Below are 22139 nucleotides of genomic sequence, written 5' to 3'. Positions count from 1 at the left end.
GACAAGGTGCCCACAGCCACCTGCCAAATCCTTCGACAAGCTCAGGATGAGGCAGGAGTAGCGCCTAATTACTTCATCGTCGGGATGACGAATTCTGCCCCGTCCTTCACGCCAGACGGCCAGCGCGAGGTGACGGTCTTGGTCTTGGTGTAGAAGCGGAATGCATCCGGACCGTGCTGGTTGAGATCGCCGAAACCGGAAGCCTTCCAGCCACCAAAGGTGTAGTAAGCGATCGGAACCGGGATCGGCACATTGATACCGACCATTCCGACCTGCACGCGGCTTGCGAAATCGCGGGCCGCATCGCCGTCGCGGGTGAAGATGGCGACGCCGTTGCCATATTCATGATCGTTCGGCAATGCGAGCGCTTCCTCGTAATTCTTGGCGCGGACAACGGAGAGAACCGGGCCGAAAATCTCTTCCTTGTAAATGCGCATGTCGCGCGTCACATTGTCGAACAGGCAGCCGCCCATGTAGAAGCCATTTTCATAGCCCTGCATCTTGAAGTTACGGCCATCGACAACCAGCTTCGCGCCTTCTTCGACACCGAGATCGACATAGCCGCGAATGCGGTCAAGGGCAGCCTGCGTGACGACCGGGCCGTAATCGGCAGAATTGTCGGTGGACGGGCCGATCTTGAGCGATTCAACCCGCGGGATGAGCTTTTCCATCAGGCGGTTGGCGGTATCTTCACCGACTGGCACAGCAACCGAAATTGCCATGCAGCGTTCGCCTGCCGAGCCGTAACCAGCGCCGATAAGCGCATCGACGGTCTGGTCCATATCGGCATCGGGCATGATGAGCATGTGGTTCTTGGCGCCGCCGAAGCACTGAACGCGCTTGCCGTTCGAGCAGCCGCGACCGTAGATGTACTGGGCAATCGGCGTGGAGCCGACGAAGCCGATGGCCTGCACATCCGGATCGTCGAGCAGCGCATCGACGGCATCCTTGTCGCCATTGACGACGTTAAAGATGCCGGCAGGCAGACCCGCTTCCATGAACAGTTCAGCCAGACGCATCGGGACGCCCGGATCGCGTTCGGATGGCTTCAGAACAAAGGCATTGCCGCAGGCAATCGCTGGACCAGCCTTCCAGAGCGGGATCATGGCCGGGAAGTTGAACGGGGTGATACCGGCAACAACGCCGAGCGGCTGACGCATGGAATAGGTGTCGATGCCCGTACCGGCATTGTCGGTGAACTCGCCCTTCAGCATATGCGCAGAGCCGAGGCAGACTTCCACAACTTCAAGACCGCGCTGAATGTCGCCCTTGGCATCGGCAATCGTCTTGCCATGCTCGCGCGCCAGAAGTTCGGCCAGGCTGTCATATTCAGCTTCGACGAGTTCGAGGAACTTGCGCAGGATGCGGACGCGGCGCTGCGGGTTCGTCGCGGCCCATGCAGGCTGGGCAGCCTTGGCGTTTTCAACGGCAGCGCGCACTTCATCCTTGGTCGCAAGCGCCACCTTGGCCTGAACCGTGCCGTCGAGCGGCTGGAAAACGTCGGCGGTGCGACCGCTATTACCGGCAACATGCTTGCCGCCGATAAAATGTCCGATATTGCGCATCGAGAAACCTCCCTGATTACCGTTTATGAGGACTCGCATCGTCCCCATCGTTATCCCTATCCTGACTCTGCAAATTCGTGATTGCAAGACGCTGAAAAGCGTATCCGTTGTGCATTTTTTATAGTACTCCTACATCATGAACTGGGATGACATTCGAATATTCCTCGCGGTGGCGCGTTCGGGCCAGATTTTGGGCGCAGCCAAGCGGCTTGGTCTGAACCACACCACCGTGGCGCGACGGCTGACGGCGCTCGAAACCGCGCTCTCCACCACACTTTTGACGCGGCGCACCAATGGCTCGACGCTAACACAAGCAGGCGAGGAGTTTTTGCTCGCCGCCGAGCGCATGGAAGCGGAAATGCTCTCCGCCCGCGCGCAGGTCGGCAATGCCGATGTCGCGGTTTCGGGCACGGTGCGCATCGGCGCGCCGGATGGTTTCGGCGTGACCTTTCTGGCGCCACGCCTTGCCCGCCTGACACAGCAATATCCAGACCTCACCATCCAGCTGGTGCCGGTGCCGCGGTCCTTCTCGCTGTCCCGGCGCGAGGCCGATATCGCCATCACCGTAGAACGCCCGGATCAGGGGCGGCTTATCGCGCGCAGGCTGGTCGATTATACGCTCGGCCTCTATGCCCATCGCAGCTATCTGGAAGCCAATGGCACGCCGGAAACTGCCGAGGACCTTAGCCACCATCGCATGATCAGCTATGTGGAAGATCTGGTCATCAACCCGTCGCTCGCCTATGCGCCGGAAATCAGTCGCGACTGGAAACCGGCTTTTGAAGTGTCGAGCGCGCTGGGCCAGGTGGAAGCGGTGCGCGCAGGTGCGGGCATCGGCATATTGCATGCCTTCATCGCGCGCGCCGATCCCGATCTGGTGCCGGTTCTGCCGGACCGGGTCATCCGCCGCGCCTATTGGCTGGCCTATCATGAATCCGCCCGAACGCTGCGCCGTGTGACGGCGGTATCGGCCTTGATCTCGGAACTGGTCGAAAGCGAAAAATCGCTATTCACTTGAGTTTGACATAAGCAACCATCACACCGACAATCATCACGACCGGCACGAACAAGGCGTCGAGGCCGATATAGTAATGGCCCAACCCGCCTCCCACCGCGCCCAGCATCAGCGCCAGCCACACGGCGGCGTGCTGCGCCCAGCGCCATTTCGGCACTTCGCCGCGAAATGCACCGGCGAGGTCTGCGGCAGCATTGAATAGCGTTCCCGTGACATAAGTAACGCCAAGACGCGCCGCGCCGATCGGCTGCACGGCGGCATTCTGCGCGCCCATGGCGGCGGCAAGCAGCAGCACCGGCTGGACGAGCATGGCCCCATCGCGCCGCAGGATACTGACCAGCACGAGCATCACTACCACGCTTGCCATGACATAAAGGCTGCCCCAGCGACCATAGGCTCGCACGGCAAGCGTGCCCAGAAACGCGCCGCTGAAGAACAGGACGATCAGCACGGCGGGAAACCAGACCAACACCGTCCCCTGCACGCCGGGTTGACCGGCAAGCGCGACACCGAGCTGCGTGGTGTTGCCGCTCATGAAGGAAGCGAAGAACCCGCCCAGTTGCAGGAAGGCTATTGCATCAACGAAACCAGCCGATGCGGTGAGAACCAGACCGAGCGACAGTTTGGAATTCGGTGTCATGTCACGTGACTTCGGGAATGGAACGACCCGGCTTCAACAAGCCGGGCCTTGCAGAACATGCTGACACTCTAGACGCGTTTGACGATGCGCAGAATGATCAGAAGTATCGCCGCGCCGATGAATGCATTGATGATCGAGGCAATGATACCGCCGCCGACCGAAAAGCCGAGGCGCGGCAAAAGCCAGCCCGCGAAGAACGCGCCAATCACGCCGACAATGATATTGCCGATCATGCCGAAACCGCCGCCCTGCACAACCTTACCGGCCAGCCAGCCCGCGACGAGGCCGACAAAAAGAAATACGATTAGACTTCCAACATCCATGCGCTTTTCTCCCTCCAGAGCACATCCCGAAAAGTGTGAAACGGTTTTCGGGCGAGATGTGCGTCAAAACAATCAGTTGGAGCGCCGTCACCCGGCGCAACTGGAGTGAGTTGACAATATGTTGGTCCAACGCACAAGAGGGGTGCGCAAATTTGAGCACACTCTGAAATTACGACAGAATGCGCCCAAAAATCACGGCGCCAGATGCCGGAAAGCGGCGACAACTTCCTCGTAGACCTTCCGCTTGAACGGCACGATCAGCTCCGGCAGTTGCTGCATCGGCTTCCAGTCCCAGCGGTCGAACTCAGCCGTATGACCGCCGGGCGGCGGGTTGATGGCGATCTCGCTCTCGTCACCCTCGAAACGATAGGCGAACCATTTCTGCGTCTGGCCGCGATATTTGCCCTTAAGCGCCTGACCGACCAGATGCCGTGGCAGATCATAATTGATCCAGTCCGGCGCTTCGGCAAGCAGCGAGACCGACTTCATGCCGGTTTCTTCATAAAGCTCGCGCAATGCGGCTTCGACCGGGTCCTCGCCCTTGTCGATCCCGCCCTGCGGCATCTGCCAGAGCTGCGTCGCGCCATCCATCTCATCGCCCGGAATGACGATGCGATGACCTGCCCAGACCAGACCGGCCTTGTTCAACACCATCAGCCCGACACAGGGGCGATATGGCAAGCTTTCAGGATCGACCGGACCTTTATGCTTCGACATGACATTCTCCGTGATATGTAAGTTTTACTGACGTTCCGGGTCACGGACCAGCGCCGAAACCGGAACGATTTCGATGCCGCGTTTCTTGACCTCGTTGGCCCAATCCCGCACCGCATCGACGGTCACGCCAAAAGCGGAGCCGGTGCCAATCGCGCTGCCATTGGCGCGTGCAATGCGTTCCAGCTCTTCGAGACGGTCAAGCACCGCCGAGCGGTCCTGTGACGCGTCGATCAGCACATCGGCAGCAGCAAATGGTACGGCGTCCTTTTGTGCGATCCGGTCGGCCTGACTACGCGCTGACGTGCCGTCATCCAGATAATAAAGCCCGCGCCTGCCGATCTCGCCCAGCACCGGCGCGAATGCTTCCGCCTCGCCGGTAAAGCGCGCGCCCATATAGTTCATCACCCCGGCATAATTGGTCATGCGCGACAAGGCCCACAAAAGCGACGTCTGGTTTTTGGCGACCCCGTCATCCACCGTCAGCGTATTGCGCCCCGGGTTGATGCGCGGGTAATCGAATGGCTCCATCGGCAATTGCAGCAACAGCTCGTGGCCGTTCTGGCGCGCCGCCTGCATCCACCGCTGCAGACTGTTGCCCTGCGGCGCAAAGGCCAGCGTCACTTCCGATGGCAGCTTGTCTACAGCTTCCATGCTACCGGTCTGTGACAGGCCAAGCCCGCCAATAACCAGCGCAATCCTTGCGCCCCGCGCACCCGACCAGCCCACCGCATAGGCATCCATCGGGCGCAAACCATCTGCCCCGCGCACCGGCAATGGTCCGGTCGGGCTTTTCTCGACCAGCGCCTTTTCCGGCAGATGCGCGACCCGCTGGTCCTGCCCTGCCTTGTGCTGGTTCTGAACAACGACGACATTGCCATCTGCCGTCCCGGCAGTGACATTGGGCATATCAGGCGTGACCTTGATGATTGCCGGGCCGGTTTGCTGCCCCCCGGTTCCGCGCAGCGCGGTGCCCGGCGCGGGTGTGTTACCGGTCGCAGTCGATGCCTGCTGCCCAGTTTTGACCGCGGCGTCGGGCGGCGTTTGCGCCTCGGCAATTGCCGCCTTTTCAGGTTTGCGAAAAGCATCGCGGTTGGTCTGCCAGACGGTGAACATCATACCGCCCGCGATACCCAGTACGACTGCCGCGCCCAAGCCAAGCAAAGACCAACGAAAAGCGCGGGAGCGTTCGCCCCCGCGCTTTCGCGGTTTCTTGTCCAGTCCGAGCGGGCTGTTCAGATCCAGCATGGAACGATCAGTTCAGCACGCCCTTCTTCGGATCCGGCGGGAATGCGGCATTCGCCACTTCACCACGCAGAAGCTTCAGAGCTTCGTTGAGCTGGATGTCATCCTTCGGATCGGCAGGAACATAGGCCGACGAACCGGAGCCATTGTCATCTTCGGCATTACCCTTGATGTGGCCCTTGAGTTCGGATTCGCCGCGAACGACGTCCTCACCCTTTAGTTCCGGCGGCAATGGCTGTTCCACCTTGATGTCCGGCGTGATGCCCTTGCCCTGGATCGACTTGCCCGATGGCGTGTAATAAAGCGCCGTGGTCAGACGCAGCGATCCGTTTTCGCCAAGCGGGATGATGGTCTGCACCGAGCCTTTGCCGAAGGACTGTGTGCCAAGCACCGTCGCGCGGCGGTGGTCCTGAAGAGCGCCCGCAACGATTTCCGAAGCGCTGGCCGAACCGCCATTGATCAGCACGATCACTGGCTTGCCGTCGGTCAGATCACCCTTGCGGGCGTCAAAGCGCGTCACGTCCTGCGGATCGCGGCCACGAGTCGAAACCACTTCGCCCTTGTCGAGGAAAGCGTCGGAAACAGCCACGGCCTGATCGAGCAGACCACCCGGATTGAGGCGCAGATCAAGCACGAAGCCCTTCAGCTTGTCGCCCGGGATCTTGCTCTGGATATCCTTGATCGCCTTGCCGAGATCTTCAGCGGTCTGTTCGGTGAACGAAATCACGCGCACATAACCGACATCGTTTTCGACACGGTAACGAACGGCCTTCACCTTGATGACGGCGCGCGCAATCTTGAGCGTGATCGGCTTGTCGACGCCCTGACGCATGAGCGTCAGCTCAATCGAGGACCCGATTTCACCGCGCATCTTGTCGACCGCATCGCTGAGGCTGAGGCCCCGCACTTCCTGACCATCGATCTTGGTGATGAGATCGCCCGCGAGAACACCGGCCTTCGAGGCGGGCGTATCGTCGATCGGCGCAATCACCTTCACCAGATCATTGTCCATGGTGACTTCAATGCCGAGGCCGCCGAATTCACCCTTGGTCTGCACGCGCATATCCTGCGCGGCTTCCGGATTGAGATAGGACGAATGCGGATCGAGCGAGGTCAGCATGCCGTTGATGGCGCTTTCCGTCAGCTTCTTGTCATCTGGCGGCGTCACATATTGCGCGCGCACACGTTCGAAAATATCGCCGAAGAGCGCCAGGTCTTTGTAGACGTCAGCATCCTTGGCGGCTGCGAAAGCCGTCGAAGCTGGAGCGCCCTGCACCATCACCATGGCGGAAGCTCCCATCAGGGCTCCGGCGAACAGCAGCGACAGTTTACGTATCATTTTTACGTCCTTCCAGAAAGCCGCTCGGTCCACCATGGGGCCGGATCGACGGGTTTTCCATCTTTTCGAAACTCAATGTAAAGCAACGGCGCACCATTGCCCACCTCTATCGGCGCAACACTCGCGAGAAGTTTATCGCCCATCGCCGCGACCGGCTCGCCCGCCAGTACAAACTGGCCTTGCGCCACATCGATTCGCCCCATGCCTGCCATCACGATATGATATCCATTGCCAGCATCGAGGATCAAGAGTTGCCCGTAAGATCTGAACGGTCCCGCATAAAGTACAACGCCATCGGAAGGTGACGTAATCGTGGCAGAAGGCAAGGTTTCCAGCACCTGCCCCATCATCGCGCCGCCAGCACCGTCCTTGTCGCCGAAGCGGCGTGCAGTTTTGCCCGCCGCCGGGAGTACCAGTTTTCCCTGTAGGGAAGCGAAATTCGTCTGCGCACGCAGATGATTGTCATCGGGCGTTGCCTCGCCTGCGCGCTCCCGCGCCGACGCCAGACGCTCGGCTTCCGCCTTGCGCGCCGCATCGGCGGCGTCACGCACGCCCGCCATCTGCTTGTCAAGCGTATCGATCAGTTCCTTGAGGCTGCCCGCCTTCGCCGCCAGTTCTGCCGAGCGCTTGCGCTGCGCTTCCATTTCCTGTTCCGACTGCGCCTGCAGCTTTTTCTTTTCTTCAAGCAAAAGCGACTGGCGCTTCTGCTCCTCGGCCTGCGTGGTGCGGGTCTGTTGCAGCTTTTCGCGCTCCTGCGTGATGGAAGCGGTGACCGTCTGCATATCCTTCAAATCGCCGGTCAGCTCTTCCACCTGCCCGCGCATTTCCGGCACGACCGCGCCAAGCAGCACGGCGCTGCGCACCGATGCAAGCGCATCGTCGGGCCGGACGAGAATGGCAGGCGGCGGATTGAGCCCCATACGCTGCAAGGCTGCCAGCACTTCGGCCAGCACCCCGCGCCGCGCCCGCAACGATGTGCGAATACCGGCCTCCTGCTCGTGCAGGGAGACCAGCTTTTCGGCAATATCGGCAATGTCCTGCTGTAATTTCTTGTCGGTCTTGGCCGACTGGATCAGGGCGGCGGTGATCGTGTCCTGATCCTTCTTGAGGCTCGCAACCTCGCTTTCCAGCTGCTTGAGCTTGTCTCCGGTCACAGTCAGTTCACTGGTCAGCTGCTCATATTCGCCTGCCGCCTGATCGCGCTGCTGCTGCAAGGCATCCTGCGCAATGCCGGACAGAGGATACCCAATCATGCCAATAACAGTGAAGGTCGTAAACAAGCCCACCCGCGTTAGAGCGAGCAGCCGGAGCTTGCTGGGAAGAAGTACAGGACTCATGCGTGTTCTATCGGGACGAAACAAGGCCAAATTCAGAGCCGAAAACGGTATCGGGACCAACCTATCCCGATACCGTTAACGAAACATCAACCATAAGCCCGATGATCGCAAACCCTGATTACCAAAAAAGAGTTCGTTTCCAGAACGACATCAAGCAGCCATCAATCCCAGCTCGACTTTTCTGCGCCGCATCATTTCGCGCATGGAAGCCGTGCGATGGCTCGCCTTTTCGTCAACCATTTCGGTTTTTTGCCAGATGCCGTATTGCTGCCGGAAATAATCGATCACCAGCAGGTCCGCATCCACGCGATCCTGTCCGTCTTCGACATGGTTCAGCAGCGCGCTCACGCCGCTTCCCTTACCCTCGGCGCGGCGGCTGTTTTCACCGATCATCCAGATGGGAATGCCGCGTCTTTCCAGATGGCCGGAAATCCAGGGATCATCCACGGTCCACATGATGTCGGGAATATCGTAGAACAATTCATCGAACCAATCGGGATGAACGAGAACGCCAGCGAAGCCGGAAATCTGATCGACATAGCCCGGCGTGCTCAGGTCCGGCTTGTGCAAAAACAGCGAAGCAATGCGCTTCATTCTGTATTTGCCGTCCTTGACCCTCCAGCGACTGCGCGGAAGCCGGTCGGCAGGCCTGCCTGCATCGGCAATATCGGGAAATGTTTCACCGACTTCAACAATGCAATGACCCGGCTTGCGCTCAGCTTCCGTCTTGAAGCGCCGGTGCCAGTCGGCATCGTAAATCTTGTCGTCGTCGCAGAACAGAATATCCACGTCCCGCCCCTTGAGATCACGGGCAGCCGGTAAAACCTTGGTCGCAGGGCCGAGATCTTCGTCACAGCGGACGATCGTTATGCCCGCAGGCACTTCCGGCAACCGCCCATCCCAATCGGGAAAGCGCCTGTATGTGTGCGGTATATAAAGCCGAACTTCAGCCGCCTTCAGCCTTTGTGACAGAAGCGACAGCAGCGTTGGCTTTAAAAGGTGAAACCGGGGCGGAATGGTCGAGAGCGTGATGACGGTAGGCTTACTCATTTCCTCGTGCATTTCAGAATATTCTAATAAAAACAATAGAGTAAGACCATTAAACGCTTCTGTTTGCAGAGTGCAATCCCAAGAAGAAACGCTTTAGCAAAGAAACAAAGATTTTCACGACCGATGATAAGGATGGCCAGCCAGAATGGTTGCAGCGCGATAAAGCTGTTCGGCAATCAGAATGCGGGCAATCTGGTGCGGCCAGGTCAATTCGCCCAGCGCCAGAACCAGATCGGCGCGCGACCGTAATGCCGGGTCGTGCCCATCTGGACCGCCGATGGCGACGATCAGCTGCCGCTTGCCATCATCACGCATGCGCCCGATGCGCTCGGCAAAGGCTTCGGAACCCAGCGCCTTGCCGCGTTCGTCGAGAAGAATAAGAGCCGCGCCATTATCCAGCGCTTCATGGATGCGTTGCGCTTCCTCGGCCTTGCGCAAATCAACGGTCTGGCCACGACTTTCCGGGATTTCGCTCACACCGGCGAATTCCAGCCCCAAAGGCGGGCCAGCTTTGGAAAAACGGTCGAAATAGCGCTCGACCAACTCCCGTTCGGGGCCGGCTTTCATCCGGCCCACGGCATAAACACTCACACGCATCGCGCCCTCAATATGGCAGGAGTTAAAGCCTGCCGGGTCGCAGCAGACGACAGGTCAATGGACGGTTCCCAACGCGCGTTCGTCGTCGAAATCGTCATCGAGCCATATCTTCTCGATATTGTAGAAGTCACGGACTTCCGGTCGGAAGATGTGCACGATGATATCGCCCGTGTCGATCAGGACCCAATCGCCACTTTCTAGCCCTTCGACCCGCAGGTTCTTGCAGCCCGCTTGATGCAGCGCCTGCAAAAGATGGTCGGCCACAGCCGTCACATGACGGTGCGAACGGCCCGACGCGACGATCATATAATCGCCGATCGTTGATCTTCCGCGAATGTCGATGGGGATGATGGATTCTGCCTTGGAGTTTTCGAGACTGGCCAAGGCCGCGTCGAAGGTCTGGGACACGAGATCTGTCTCGTTCATCCTGACCGGTGAAGGCGCGTGGTGAGCCTTCTTCTCAAGTGCTGTTCTCAGTGTATTGCCTTTCTAACAAGAACAAGCTGCTACGGCAGTTAAAAGCACCGTACATAGCTAAGATAGGCAGAGTCCCTGTTTTGTTTCAAGAGTCAGGACCTTACAGGGCCGTTCACTTTTTCAATATTTTGTTCTTTTTTGCGCATATCTTGTTGAGACAGCCACGAAACCATCAAGATCGTGTACCCGACTTGCGAATGGCGCTTGATGAAAGCGAAGAACGCGGCCCATGGATGAAGGTCCAGGCCGGTGGTGTGCGGCGCGCCAGCGTCGGCGCATATTGCTCGTCCAGACGGCTATGCGAAAAAGTCTGCGCCATGCGCGACGACAGGTAAGCCAGCGTCGAGCCGGGACGGTCGATCACCGCAATCGGGAAATTATTGGCGATCTCGCGCCAGCGCTGCCAGCGATGGAAGGAAGCCAGATTATCGGCGCCCATCACCCAGACGAAATGCACACCCGGGTTGGCGTCGCGGATCAGGGCCAGCGTATCGGCGGTATAGCGCACGTTGAAGGCAGCTTCGAGCGCCGTCACCTTGATGCGCGGATCGCTGGCGATTTCCTCGCTCCACCGCAACCTTTCCGCCAATGGCGCCAATTCGCGACGGTCTTTCAACGGATTACCGGGCGTTACCATCCACCAGAGCTGGTCGAGCTTCAGCCGCCGGATGGCGATCTCCGCGACCAGCGCGTGACCCCCATGCGGGGGATTGAACGAACCGCCAAACAGGCCGACCGCCATGCCTTTTTCGGCATGCGGCATGCGCAGATAATGCGCACCCACATCGGGATATTGTTCCTTCAATGCGGAAAGACCGAAGCCAAAGCGCATCAGCTTCGAATCTGCCCGTTGCCGCGAACGCGATATTTGAACGAGGTGAGCTGCTCGACACCCACCGGGCCACGCGCATGCATCTTGCCCGTGGCGATGCCGATTTCCGCACCCATGCCGAACTCACCGCCATCCGCAAATTGCGTCGAGGCATTGTGCAGCAAAATGGCGGAGTCTATTTCGTTGAAGAAACGCGCAACGGCTTCCGCATCCTCGGCGACGATGGCTTCGGTGTGATGCGAGGAATACCGGTTGATATGCCGGATTGCGCCATCGACACCATCCACAAGCGCCACGGAAATGATCGCGTCCAGATATTCGGTGGCCCAGTCTTCCTCCGTCGCCACTATCGCTGCCGAATAGAGCGCCCTCACCTCTTCGCTGCCACGAATTTCGCAGCCCTTGGCGGCCAGATCCTCAAGGATCGGCACCAGATGCGTCGAAGCGACGGCGCGATCCACCAGCAACGTTTCCGCTGATCCACAAATGCCCGTGCGCCGCATCTTGGCATTGACCGCGATCTTGCGCGCCATGTCGAGTTGGGCGGTTTTGTCGACATAAAGATGGCAGATGCCTTCCAGATGCGCAAAAACCGGCACCCGCGCTTCCGACTGAACGCGCGCGACGAGGCTTTTGCCGCCGCGTGGGACGATCACATCGATAGCGCCGTCGAGGCCCTTCAGCATTTCACCGACCGCCGCGCGATCCGTCACCGGCACGATCTGGATGGCATCGGCAGGCAGGCCGCCCGCTTCAAGTCCCGCCACCAGGGCTTTGTGAATAGCCGCTGACGAATGGGCCGAATCCGAACCACCGCGCAGGATCACCGCATTGCCAGCCTTGAGGCAGAGCGCGCCCGCATCCGCCGTCACATTGGGGCGGCTTTCATAAATGACGCCGATAACGCCGAGCGGTGTGCGCACGCGCTCGATATGCAGACCGTTGGGACGATCCCATTCGGCGATAACCGCGCCAACCGGGTCAGGCAATGCTGCAATGGCGCGGATGCCCTCTGCAATCGCCTCAATGCGCTTGTCGTCCAGCGTCAGGCGATCCACGAAGGAAGCGGCCATCCCACTCTCGGCGGCATTGGCCAGATCAAGCTTGTTGGCGTCGAGAATGGCGTCGCGGCTTTGGAGAATGGCGTCGGCTGCGGCCAGAAGCGCCTTGTTCTTCTGTTCCGCACCCGCAATCGCCAGTGGTGCTGCGGCGGCTTTCGCCTTGCGGCCCACTTCGGCCATGATCGCGGCTATGTCGCTTCCAGCTTCCACTTTATTCAGCATCCTCTCCCCGCCTTTCAGTGTTCAGGCATTTTCGGTCTCGGCAGCCACGGCTGCGCCGCGCACCACGAGATCATTGCGATGGATCATAGCCGCCCGGGCATCATAGCCAAGAATGGTGCTGATCTCATCGCTTTTATGTCCGGCAATCTTGCGCGCATCATCGGCATCGTAAGCAATCAGCCCACGCGCAATCTCGCGACCGTCCTCGTTTAGCACGGCAACCGTGTCACCACGTTCGAACTGGCCGCTCACTTCCTTCACACCCGCTGGCAAAAGCGACTTGCCCGATTTCAGCGCCTTCGCGGCACCTGCATCCACGGACAGACGGCCTGCCGGTTCCAGATTGCCGGAAATCCAGGTCTTCCAGGCGTTGACCGGCGCGCGGGCAGCTTCAAACAAAGTCGCACGCTCACCGCGATCAATCGCCGAAAGCGGCCCCATGCGGATACCCGAGGTGATGATCATCGCCGTTCCAGCGGCATTGGCGATCTTGCCCGCGTCAAGCTTGGTCTTCATGCCGCCGCGCGACAGTTCGGAAGCAGCTGCACCAGCCATCGCCTCGATCTGCGGCGTGATGGTTTCCACCAGCGGCAAAAACGCGGCATCCGGGTTCTTGTGCGGCGGCGCCGTATAAAGCCCGTCAATGTCAGAAAGCAGGATCAGAAGATCAGCGCCCATCATGGTCGCCACGCGGGCGGCCAGACGGTCATTGTCGCCATAGCGAATTTCTGTCGTCGCCACCGTGTCGTTCTCATTGATGACCGGCACGGCCTTCAGCTTCAAAAGCGTCTCGATGGTCGCGCGCGCATTGAGATAGCGGCGACGCTCTTCAGTATCGGAAAGCGTCACCAGAATCTGGCCCGACTTGATGCCATGGCCGCCGAGCACGTCGGCATAGGCCTTGGCGAGCGCGATCTGACCGGCAGCGGCTGCGGCCTGACTTTCCTCAAGCTTCAGCGCTTTCTTCGGCAGACCAAGCACGGTGCGCCCCAGCGCGATCGCGCCCGACGACACCACCAGCACCTCGACGCCTGCGTGATGGAGGGCGGCAATGTCCTGTCCCAGGCTTTCCAGCCAGTCGCGCTTCAGCCCCTTGGCGCGATCCACCAGAAGGGCGGAACCAATTTTTACAACAATGCGGCGATAGTCTTTCAATTGCTTCAGCATGCTCTCATTCCTCTCGCCGCATTCAGTCTTATTCTTCGACTTGCGCCGTTCCGGCTTCCTGTGCGCGACTTGCATCGATAACAGCCCCAAGCTGGCGGAGCGCATCGTTCATGCCTTCATGGCTGACAGCGGAAAGCAGCAGCGGATCGCGCCCGCAGGCTTTCTTCAGCGCCTTGGCCTTGGCCTTGCGCGCATCGGAATCGAGCGTATCGATCTGCGACAGCGCGACGATTTCCGTCTTGTCAGCGAGACCATGTTCATAGGCTTCAAGCTCGCCGCGAATGACCTTATAGGCCTTCGCCACGTCTTCTTCCTGCGCCGACACCAGATGCAACAGAACCCGCGTGCGCTCGACATGGCCGAGGAAACGGTCGCCAAGGCCCACGCCTTCGCTGGCGCCTTCGATCAGACCCGGAATATCCGCGATCACGAATTCACGTGCATCCACGCGCGCAACACCAAGATTTGGGTGAAGCGTGGTAAATGGATAGTCCGCAATCTTCGGCTTGGCTGCTGTCACACTGGCCAGGAAGGTGGATTTGCCTGCATTGGGCAGACCGACCAGACCGGCATCGGCGATCAGCTTCAGACGCAGCCAGATGGTGCGCTCGATGCCTTCCTGTCCGGGATTGGCGCGGCGCGGCGCGCGATTGGTCGAGGTCGTGAAATGCAGATTGCCGAAACCGCCATTACCGCCCTTGGCCAGACGATAGCGCTGGCCGACTTCGGTGATATCGCAGATCAGCGTTTCATCATCTTCTTCAAAAACCTGCGTTCCGACCGGGACTTTGAGAACGACATCGTCACCCTTGCCGCCGGTCATGTTGCGGCCCATGCCATGCATGCCGGTCTTGGCCCGAAAATGCTGCTGATAGCGATAATCGATCAGCGTGTTGAGACCATCCACGCCTTCAACCCAGACATTACCGCCCCGGCCGCCGTCGCCGCCATCGGGACCGCCGAATTCAAGAAATTTCTCGCGGCGAAACGATACGGCCCCTGCCCCGCCGTCGCCGGAGCGGATATAGATCTTGGCCTGATCGAGAAATTTCATTGAACCTTACCTCTTGCGGCGCATTCACGCCTTAAACCCGGGCCCGCGCAACCTATTGCGCGAGCCAAATTGCAATTACAGCAAAACCCGTTTCCTGCAAACAGTTGCAGTAGCCGGATTTCATCCGATTTTGTCTTTCCAGACCGCATCGCTGAAGTCGATATAGAGCAGTTCCTGATCCAGATACTGCCCCTGCACAAAAAGCGACTTCGGCTCAGTCCCATAGGTCTTGAAGCCGAGCGCCTCATAAATCCGCTTTGCCGGTTCGTTCGTCGCCACCACCTTGGCGTCGAGAACGATGACATGCGCCGCAGCATGTTCGATAACTTTTTGAACCAGAGCCTTGCCCAGTTCCAGTCCACGCGCTTCCGGCGCCACATAGACGCCCCAGAGCGTTCCGCGATGACGTTCGGACTTGCGTTCATGACGAAACACGCCTGCCGTTCCCAGCAGATTTTCACCGTCGAAAGCACCGAAGATGATATTGCCATTCACCTGTTCCAGACGGCGCGCAAACACGCTGTCGGAATAGGCATTTTCTTCCTCAAAACTCGAACCAAAGGCCAGTGGCGCGCGGCTCAGTGCGCTCAGTCTGATGGCGCGATAGCGATGCAGATCGCCCTTATCCAGGGCGCGCAGCACGATCTTTTCTGGCGCGCTTCCATGTTTATCATTCATTTCGCTCTCCGATAATTGCGGACCCTGCGGACAAGGCCGCAGGGCCTCATTATCTTATGACTGCCAGCTTCTCAGGCCGATCCAGGTGCGCCGGTCGAGAACATAGCGTTCGACCGGAACGTTTCCGGCGGCAAGCGTATCCGACATGCCCATGCTGCTGAACTGGAAGCCGCACTTGTGAATCACACGGCGCGATCCGTTGTTGGTCGCCCGGCAGGAAATATGCAGCCGGTTGACCGCCGTTGCCCGGAACACCAGATCGATCAGCGAATGAGCGGCCTCAGTTGCAAAGCCGTGCCCCCAATAGGGTTCGCCCAGCCAGTAGCCGATCTCCAGCCCGTCGCCATGTTTATTCGCATGGATGCCGCAACAACCCATAAAGATGCCGGTCTCAGCTTGTGTAATGGCGTAGATGCAATTGCCCATCTCGCCTTTTCGCACGCGATCAACAAAATCGACGGCATTCTCACGCGTATATGGATGCGGCATGCGAGTGAGCATGCCCGAAACACGGAGATTGTTGGCAAGATAGGAAATGGCATCTACGTCTTCGACATGCGGCGGGCGCAGAACCAGCCTTTCGGTGACCAAGACGGGGCAATCTAAAACGGGAGCCAACTCAGGCTCCAGATCAGCCGCCAGACCGGGGGAGAGATCGGCAAAACCCTCATCCCGGCTCATACAGCTTTCTGCGTAACAATCTTCTTCTAAAACGTCGACAACCATTTTTCTGTCCTCCAGATGCAAAAAGGGAAGATGGTGGTCCCATCTTCCCTTCGATCTTTTGGCTAGGCTGCCATATACACCGGGTCCGATGGGACGCCGGTGGTTTTAAGAGGCCCGGCTTACTCTGCTGCTTCCGCGATCGGGTTTACCGATACGTACGTGCGGCCGTTGGCTTTCGTACGGAAAGATACGGAACCGTTCGTGGTTGCAAAAATAGTGTGGTCCTTGCCGAGGCCAACATTGGCGCCCGGATGCCACTTCGTGCCGCGTTGACGCACGATGATGTTGCCAGCGAGCACAGCTTCGCCGCCAAACTTCTTCACGCCAAGGCGTTTGGATTCTGAATCGCGACCGTTACGCGAGGAACCGCCAGCTTTTTTGTGTGCCATTGGTGTTCTCCTTTAATCTCTCTACTTACTCAGCCGTTTCGGCCTTGGCTGCAGCCTTCTTAGGCGCTGCCTTCTTCGGCTTTGCGGCTTCGCCTTCAGCGGCTTCTGCCTTCGGAGCCTTCTTCTCAGCGGCCTTCTTGGAAGGCTTTGCGCCGTCGGTGAGGATCTCCGAGATACGGATCGTCGTCAGTTCCTGACGATGACCGCGGGTGCGCTTCGAATTCTGACGGCGACGCTTCTTGAACGCGATGACCTTGCGGGCACGGCCCTGTTCGACGACTTCGGCGGTCACGAGAGCGCCTGCGACGACTGGTGCGCCAATGGTCGAGCCGACCATCAGAACTTCTGCGAATTCTACGATGTCACCGGCTTCGCCAGCAACTTTTTCGACCTTGATCAGATCGTTTGCGGCAACGCGGTACTGCTTGCCACCGGTCTTGATGACTGCGAACATTTGTTGTCCTTTCGGTTGTTCGGTCCGGCTCTCATTTCCACGACATTAGCGCCGAATTGATGGGCCGTCTTTTTATCAGTCGGTTAAGTGAAGGGCTTGCGCCCCTTGATTGCCGCCCCGGAAAACCCGGAAATCATCAATCAAAACAATAGGCGCGGATTGCCCCACGCCTAAGGTCTGGTGCTTATAGGTTCGGAACGTGGGAAAAGTCAAGAATTTTCACGAGAGAATGCAAATTAGGTCTTGTCTAATTGCAATCAGCCCGCTATTGAGCCGCTACACACTTAGCATTCGCTTTTGATGCTGTTTGACGGTGCGATTATATAGATCGCTTTACCGGATTGCACAATGCGGAGAGGTGGCTGAGTGGTCGAAAGTACCGCACTCGAAATGCGGCGTGGGGGTAACTCCACCGTGGGTTCGAATCCCACCCTCTCCGCCATTTTCTTCATCGAAATCCATAACCTAGCATCGCAGCAATACTTCTCTGTGCCCAATGAACCATGCTAGAAGGCAGCATGAGTGTGTTGTCATCCGTTGCCCCCATTTATAATCCGCCGCTGGAGCCTTATATCTCCATAGTTCATCGCGATGCGGATCTTCTGGTGCTGGACAAGCCAAGCGGGCTTTTGTCTGTCCCCGGTCGGCATCCCACCCTCTCCGACAGCCTTGCCACGCGGGTGCAAAAGCAGTTTCCCCGCGCGCTGATGATCAACCGTCTGGACAAGGACACGTCCGGTCTGGTCCTGATGTCGCTGAACAAAAAAGCCCATGCTTATGTGGCCGCGCAGTTCGAGGCCCGGACCACCGAAAAATCCTATATTGCCGAAGTCTGGGGACATATGGACAGCGACGAAGGTTTCATCGATCTGCCGCTGGCTATCGATCCCGACAACAAGCCGCGCCATCGGGTCGACCACGAGCATGGCAAACCGGCCCAGACACGCTGGCAGGTCTTGAGCCGCGGTGAAAACAGCACGCGCTTGCGTCTCTTTCCTCTGACTGGCCGCACGCATCAATTACGCGTCCATATGCTGGCAATCGGTCATGTCATTCTGGGCGACGAGTTTTATGCGGACGGCGCGGCACTGGCAGCAGCCGACCGCTTGCTTCTGCATGCGGAACAGCTAGCCTTCCGCCATCCCGACGGGCGCGACGTGACATTCACCGCGCCTTGCCCGTTCTGATCCTGTGTCGAGATCATAGATGTCGCAGAAAATAGATACATCGGAGCTGGTTGTCGATTTCGTCGGCGGTGCTGTCGGTCACCGGTTTCGCTCCGGTGAAGGACGCGGACAGGCGCCTGCCAAAGCCGTTGGCTTTACCGGCAGCGTCACACCCGAGATTGTCGATGCGACGGCGGGTCTAGGACGCGACGCATTTTTGCTCGCTTCGCTTGGCGCTCGCGTCACCTTGATCGAGCGCTCGGAAAAAATGCATGCATTGCTGGCGGAGGGTCTAGCGCGCGCCGCGGCAGAAGGCGGCCAATATGCTGAAACCGTGGCGCGGATGACCTTGCTGCACGGCGATTCCTGCGAGCTGTTGCCAGCGTTGCGGCCACAGGTGGTGATGGTCGATCCGATGCACCCGCCACGCGGCAACACGGCGCTCGTCAAAAAGGAAATGCGACAGATCCGCGAGATCGTTGGCACTGATCCCGATGCGGAAAAGCTGATGCAGGTGGCGCTCGAAGCAGCGGTCAATCGGGTGGTGCTGAAGTGGCCGTTGCGTGCCGAACCGATGGCGGGCTTGCGCAAGCCCTCACATCAAATCTTGGGCAAAAGCACCCGTTACGATGTATTCGTCAAAGCTAAACTTACATAAAATCTTGCCGTAAAGCCGCCAGATTTGTGGCCCCGACAATGCGGAACAATAAAGCTGTAGCAGTTTTGATAATTCGGTTTAATTTGGAAACGCTGCATTTCGTAAAACGTAATTCATAATATTATTGAGGGCGTATGAAGACACAGATGGATCTGACGACAGCGCCGATCAATCAAGCCCTGTTGCTCTTCGCCTTACCGACGCTTGGATCGTCGATCCTGCAATCGGCAAACGGTTCCATCGATACGATCTGGATCGGCCATTTGCTCGGAACGGATGCGCTGGCGGCCACGACCAACGGCAATCTCGTCATGTTTCTGCTCACGGCCTTTGTCTTCGGTTTCGGCATGGCCTCGACCATTCTGATCGGGCAGTCTTTCGGGCGCCGCGACCTCGAAACCGCGCGCGCCATCACGGGCACCACGCTTGGCGCTTTCGTGCCGATCAGCATACTCGTTTCCATTGCTGGCTGGTTTCTGGCGCCGCATGTCCTGACGCTGTTGGGTACGCCGGACATAATCGCGCCTCTGGCCCGCGCCTTCCTGCAAGTCACCTTCGTGGCCATGCCTGCCATCCTTATGCAGACAATCCTGATGATGGCCCTGCGCGGCAGCGGCGACTCCATCACGCCTTTGATCTTCATGGGCCTGGCGGTCATCCTGGATATCGTCCTCAATCCCCTGCTCATCCTCGGGATCGGTCCGATCCCGGCCTTGGGCATATCCGGCTCGGCGCTCGCCACTGCGGTTGCAAATTACATCAGCCTCGCAGCCATGCTGTTCTACATCTATCGCAAGGATCTCCCCTTGCGTTTGAAAGGTGAGGAACTGCGGTTTCTCATACCAGACCTCAAAGTGCTGAAACTGATCTTCAGCAAGGGGCTGCCGATGGGAATCCAGATGATCGTGGTTTCGAGCGCTATGCTGACTATGATGCGGCTGGTCAATCAGGAAGGCGTCGATACGACAGCTGCCTTCGGCGCAACCCAGCAGCTATGGACCTATGTGCAGATGCCAGCCATGGCGCTTGGCGCGGCGGTCAGCGCCATGGCCGCCCAGAATATCGGCGCCGGCAACTGGGACCGTGTCAGCAACATCACCCGCACCGGTGTGCTCTATGCGATCCTGATGACCGGTGTTCTCGTGGTTGTCCTGCTCATGGCCGACCGGCAGGCGATGGAGATATTTCTCGGCGCTGACAGTTCTGCGATCCCGATCGGCCAGCATATCGGCAAAATGGCGACCTGGGGGTTCATCGCCTTTGGTGTCTCCATGGTCCTGTTCGGAACGGTCCGCGCCAATGGACAGGTGATCTGGCCACTTATCATTCTGTTCGTATCAATGTATCCGGTTCGGCTCGGCGTTGCGGTTGGCTTGCGCGATTGGCTCGGTGTCGATGCACTTTGGCTCAGTTTTCCGGTCGCCATGCTATCCACCATGCTGATGGCGGGCGTTCTTTATCTTCGCGGCAACTGGCGCGAAAACAAGTCGATGAAGGTCGACAAATATGAACAGGAAAACGTTGTCGCTTCGACATCGCAGACAGCTGAAGCAGCTCCGTCCTGCAATGTGCTGGCGCCCAATGCACCGGCTGTGATGGAGGGAAGTGCATCCAGCGTGCGGTAAATTCGCCTGCAATCTGTTAACTGCATGATCAGTCGGATGCGTTGAAAACAATGCAAAATTAGCAGTGCCGACCTGTTGCAATCTCTCTTTGCTTGGTTCATATAGCGCGGGCCTGACAGAATCGGTTCTTGATAGAATCGGCTGGCGCGAGCGGGTGTAGCTCAGGGGTAGAGCACAACCTTGCCAAGGTTGGGGTCGAGGGTTCGAATCCCTTCGCCCGCTCCAGTTTTCTGATCAGTCTAGCTTTCAAAATCCCGGCTTCGTCCGGGATTTTTGCTTATAAGCGGTCTGAGTCCGCCTCGAACCGCAACCACTGTCTCAGTTGTTTTTCAGGAATTTAAACGGAACGCCGGAGATGAGCGCCTTCACATAGCGCTTCTTCTGATAATAGCCGTTCAGCGACACACGCGGCAGTCTCATAAGGGATTGAACGCGGTCACAGCTCAACACGCCCGGCTGGGTGGTCACCCCAACGGCAAACCCTGCATCTGCAACTGCGGACGTCTCTCGTTCACCAACGGCAGTCGGCCAGCCATAGGGATAAGAGAAAGAGCGCGGGCGCTGCCCGACATAGCGTTCTATAGCAGCAGCAGACTGCTCTATCTCCTGATGCAGCCTATCATCCTTCACACGACGCAGATTGACGTGGTTGATCGTATGCGCGCCAAAATGAACCAACGGGTCTTTCGCCAGTAAGCGTAACTCGCCTTCATCCATCACCAGATTTTCGACAATCGCCATTGGTGCCACGCCATGGAGCTGCGCTGCCGCATCGATCCGGCGCACAGCTTCATCTTCATCGATAGCCTGAACAAAGTCTGTGAACCGATCAAAAGCTGCTAGCTTTGCACTGAGTGTCTCGCAGCGAACATTGACCATCCCTCTGCCAAAATCGAACGCGAAGCACGACGCCTTACGCGTCAATGCTTCGGCAGTTTCCCACCATGCGCTGCGCTGCCGTTCCACAAACCCGGGATTGATGAAGATTGTGTAGGGGACAGAAAATTTTGCGAATATCGGCGCCGCGAACGTGGCGTTGTTGCGATAGCCATCATCAAGGGTGAACGCCACAAATTTGCGCCTGTCGCCCTTATCAGCAAGCAAAGCGGGCAGGTCATGCAAATGAACGGGTGTTAGCCCTTCACCGATTGCCGCGCTGATCGCTTCTTCCAGAAATTCCGGTGTGACCGACAGATGTGCATTAGGGGAAAATGGTTCAGCGACCGCAGGGCGAACATGATGCAAGGTAAAAATCACGCCACGTCCGGCGGCATTTGGGAAGATCGAGCGAACAAAGGGGACAGCAGCTACGTCAAGCCCGGCCCTGATCATGCCGTAGCGTAGAGAGGCGCACATCCCCTGAAACGATCGCATTGCACCGCGCGCATCCGAGCGCGCCCCCTATTAAGTAAAAATCAAAAAGGTCATTACACTATGGTTCGTCAACAAGTCATTGATGTACGTTGATAGGTACTGATTCAGGTCAGTACGAGCGCCTTATAGAGCTCTGCGAGGCACTCACCGCGTCCGGCATTGCACAATCTGAAATCTCGTTAGCGACTGACCTTGTTATCGTATAGCTATCTCGGCATCAAACTCTTTAGATGCACTTAATAAAACGCCACGCACTGCGTTCTCCGGCGCTTTTGAGTACCATGGTGGGGCTCAGGCTTTGGTCTTTTTGACACCAAAAGAGCCCTCCGCCTTTTTCTCGCCCTTAGAACGCGGAAAGCCCCGCATTGTTTATGCGGGGCTTTTGGTGTGATGATTTGGTTGCGGAGTCAGGCTAGCGCCGTTCGTCGTGG

23 protein-coding genes and 2 tRNA genes are annotated in these 22139 nt (G+C 58.3%); 6 read left to right on the top strand and 19 right to left on the bottom strand.

Annotation, left to right across the window (positions count from 1 at the left end; genetic code table 11):
* Positions 1 to 68: 68 nt before the first annotated feature.
* On the bottom strand, positions 69 to 1565 hold the full coding sequence (locus HWD97_RS07220; protein WP_109369844.1) for a CoA-acylating methylmalonate-semialdehyde dehydrogenase: 1497 nt from the start codon (positions 1563 to 1565) through the stop codon (positions 69 to 71).
* Between the two features lie 136 nt (positions 1566 to 1701).
* Between HWD97_RS07220 and HWD97_RS07215 the strand changes: the two genes are divergently transcribed.
* On the top strand, positions 1702 to 2583 hold the full coding sequence (locus tag HWD97_RS07215; RefSeq protein ID WP_109369845.1) for a LysR family transcriptional regulator: 882 nt from the start codon (positions 1702 to 1704) through the stop codon (positions 2581 to 2583).
* Here the strand turns inward: HWD97_RS07215 and HWD97_RS07210 are convergent.
* The 17 genes from HWD97_RS07210 to rplU all read right to left on the bottom strand — a co-directional run bounded on the left by HWD97_RS07210 (position 2576) and on the right by rplU (position 16885).
* Positions 2576 to 3220, bottom strand: a complete 645-nt coding sequence (locus HWD97_RS07210) for a YoaK family protein (protein WP_109369846.1) — start codon at positions 3218 to 3220, stop codon at positions 2576 to 2578. The genes HWD97_RS07215 and HWD97_RS07210 overlap by 8 nt on opposite strands.
* Before the next feature lie 68 nt (positions 3221 to 3288).
* Positions 3289 to 3543, bottom strand: coding sequence for a GlsB/YeaQ/YmgE family stress response membrane protein (locus HWD97_RS07205; RefSeq protein WP_078340905.1), 255 nt, complete (start codon positions 3541 to 3543; stop codon positions 3289 to 3291).
* Positions 3544 to 3735: 192 nt separating this feature from the next.
* Entirely contained in the window at positions 3736 to 4260 is a 525-nt protein-coding gene (locus tag HWD97_RS07200) for an RNA pyrophosphohydrolase (RefSeq protein WP_109369847.1), read from the bottom strand.
* Between the two features lie 24 nt (positions 4261 to 4284).
* On the bottom strand, positions 4285 to 5505 hold the full coding sequence (locus HWD97_RS07195; RefSeq protein WP_109369848.1) for a divergent polysaccharide deacetylase family protein: 1221 nt from the start codon (positions 5503 to 5505) through the stop codon (positions 4285 to 4287).
* A gap of 7 nt (positions 5506 to 5512) precedes the next feature.
* The gene (locus HWD97_RS07190; protein WP_121538681.1) at positions 5513 to 6841 is read right to left on the bottom strand and encodes a S41 family peptidase; all 1329 of its coding nucleotides are present in this window, start codon (positions 6839 to 6841) and stop codon (positions 5513 to 5515) included.
* Positions 6842 to 6843: 2 nt separating this feature from the next.
* Positions 6844 to 8094: a murein hydrolase activator EnvC gene (locus HWD97_RS07185; protein WP_244597180.1), complete on the bottom strand. Its 1251-nt coding sequence runs from the start codon at positions 8092 to 8094 to the stop codon at positions 6844 to 6846.
* Positions 8095 to 8328: 234 nt separating this feature from the next.
* Complete coding sequence (locus tag HWD97_RS07180) at positions 8329 to 9228, bottom strand: glycosyltransferase family 2 protein (protein ID WP_339440522.1); 900 nt, start codon at positions 9226 to 9228, stop codon at positions 8329 to 8331.
* A 114-nt stretch (positions 9229 to 9342) separates the two neighbouring features.
* Positions 9343 to 9825, bottom strand: coding sequence for a 23S rRNA (pseudouridine(1915)-N(3))-methyltransferase RlmH (rlmH, locus tag HWD97_RS07175; RefSeq protein WP_109369852.1), 483 nt, complete (start codon positions 9823 to 9825; stop codon positions 9343 to 9345).
* 54 nt (positions 9826 to 9879) lie between these two features.
* Positions 9880 to 10251, bottom strand: a complete 372-nt coding sequence (gene rsfS, locus HWD97_RS07170; protein WP_109369853.1) for a ribosome silencing factor — start codon at positions 10249 to 10251, stop codon at positions 9880 to 9882.
* A 223-nt stretch (positions 10252 to 10474) separates the two neighbouring features.
* On the bottom strand, positions 10475 to 11134 hold the full coding sequence (locus HWD97_RS07165) for a nicotinate-nucleotide adenylyltransferase (RefSeq protein WP_109369854.1): 660 nt from the start codon (positions 11132 to 11134) through the stop codon (positions 10475 to 10477).
* Positions 11134 to 12417, bottom strand: coding sequence for a glutamate-5-semialdehyde dehydrogenase (locus tag HWD97_RS07160; protein WP_109369855.1), 1284 nt, complete (start codon positions 12415 to 12417; stop codon positions 11134 to 11136). Before HWD97_RS07160 ends, HWD97_RS07165 begins: the two co-directional genes overlap by 1 nt.
* 21 nt (positions 12418 to 12438) lie before the next feature.
* Positions 12439 to 13584 carry a glutamate 5-kinase gene (proB, locus tag HWD97_RS07155; RefSeq protein ID WP_171318683.1) on the bottom strand — a complete coding sequence of 382 codons (1146 nt, stop codon included), beginning with the start codon at positions 13582 to 13584 and terminating at the stop codon, positions 12439 to 12441.
* A gap of 28 nt (positions 13585 to 13612) precedes the next feature.
* Positions 13613 to 14638 (bottom strand): GTPase ObgE, encoded by a 1026-nt coding sequence (gene obgE, locus HWD97_RS07150; RefSeq protein WP_109369857.1) that lies wholly within the window; start codon positions 14636 to 14638, stop codon positions 13613 to 13615.
* A gap of 120 nt (positions 14639 to 14758) precedes the next feature.
* Positions 14759 to 15316: a GNAT family N-acetyltransferase gene (locus HWD97_RS07145; protein ID WP_109369858.1), complete on the bottom strand. Its 558-nt coding sequence runs from the start codon at positions 15314 to 15316 to the stop codon at positions 14759 to 14761.
* Between the two features lie 54 nt (positions 15317 to 15370).
* Complete coding sequence (locus tag HWD97_RS07140) at positions 15371 to 16042, bottom strand: GNAT family N-acetyltransferase (protein WP_109369859.1); 672 nt, start codon at positions 16040 to 16042, stop codon at positions 15371 to 15373.
* 119 nt (positions 16043 to 16161) lie between these two features.
* On the bottom strand, positions 16162 to 16431 hold the full coding sequence (rpmA, locus tag HWD97_RS07135) for a 50S ribosomal protein L27 (RefSeq protein ID WP_109369860.1): 270 nt from the start codon (positions 16429 to 16431) through the stop codon (positions 16162 to 16164).
* Positions 16432 to 16456: 25 nt separating this feature from the next.
* On the bottom strand, positions 16457 to 16885 hold the full coding sequence (gene rplU, locus HWD97_RS07130) for a 50S ribosomal protein L21 (RefSeq protein WP_109369861.1): 429 nt from the start codon (positions 16883 to 16885) through the stop codon (positions 16457 to 16459).
* Between the two features lie 352 nt (positions 16886 to 17237).
* Between rplU and HWD97_RS07125 the strand changes: the two genes are divergently transcribed.
* The 5 genes from HWD97_RS07125 to HWD97_RS07105 all read left to right on the top strand — a co-directional run bounded on the left by HWD97_RS07125 (position 17238) and on the right by HWD97_RS07105 (position 20559).
* Positions 17238 to 17327, top strand: a tRNA-Ser gene (locus HWD97_RS07125).
* Positions 17328 to 17403: 76 nt separating this feature from the next.
* Positions 17404 to 18072 carry a pseudouridine synthase gene (locus HWD97_RS07120; protein ID WP_109370325.1) on the top strand — a complete coding sequence of 223 codons (669 nt, stop codon included), beginning with the start codon at positions 17404 to 17406 and terminating at the stop codon, positions 18070 to 18072.
* A 19-nt stretch (positions 18073 to 18091) separates the two neighbouring features.
* Positions 18092 to 18709: a class I SAM-dependent methyltransferase gene (locus HWD97_RS07115; RefSeq protein WP_371834914.1), complete on the top strand. Its 618-nt coding sequence runs from the start codon at positions 18092 to 18094 to the stop codon at positions 18707 to 18709.
* A gap of 134 nt (positions 18710 to 18843) precedes the next feature.
* The gene (locus tag HWD97_RS07110; protein WP_109369863.1) at positions 18844 to 20334 is read left to right on the top strand and encodes an MATE family efflux transporter; all 1491 of its coding nucleotides are present in this window, start codon (positions 18844 to 18846) and stop codon (positions 20332 to 20334) included.
* A gap of 150 nt (positions 20335 to 20484) precedes the next feature.
* Positions 20485 to 20559 (top strand) — tRNA-Gly (locus tag HWD97_RS07105).
* A 93-nt stretch (positions 20560 to 20652) separates the two neighbouring features.
* Here the strand turns inward: HWD97_RS07105 and HWD97_RS07100 are convergent.
* Complete coding sequence (locus HWD97_RS07100; protein WP_109369864.1) at positions 20653 to 21708, bottom strand: polysaccharide deacetylase family protein; 1056 nt, start codon at positions 21706 to 21708, stop codon at positions 20653 to 20655.
* Positions 21709 to 22139 lie beyond the last annotated feature (431 nt).

This window comes from Ochrobactrum sp. C6C9 (assembly GCF_022627935.1).
GTDB lineage: Bacteria > Pseudomonadota > Alphaproteobacteria > Rhizobiales > Rhizobiaceae > Brucella > Brucella teleogrylli.
The sequence above is the reverse complement of the archived record's forward strand: the minus strand, read 5'-3'. Positions and strand labels throughout refer to the sequence as shown.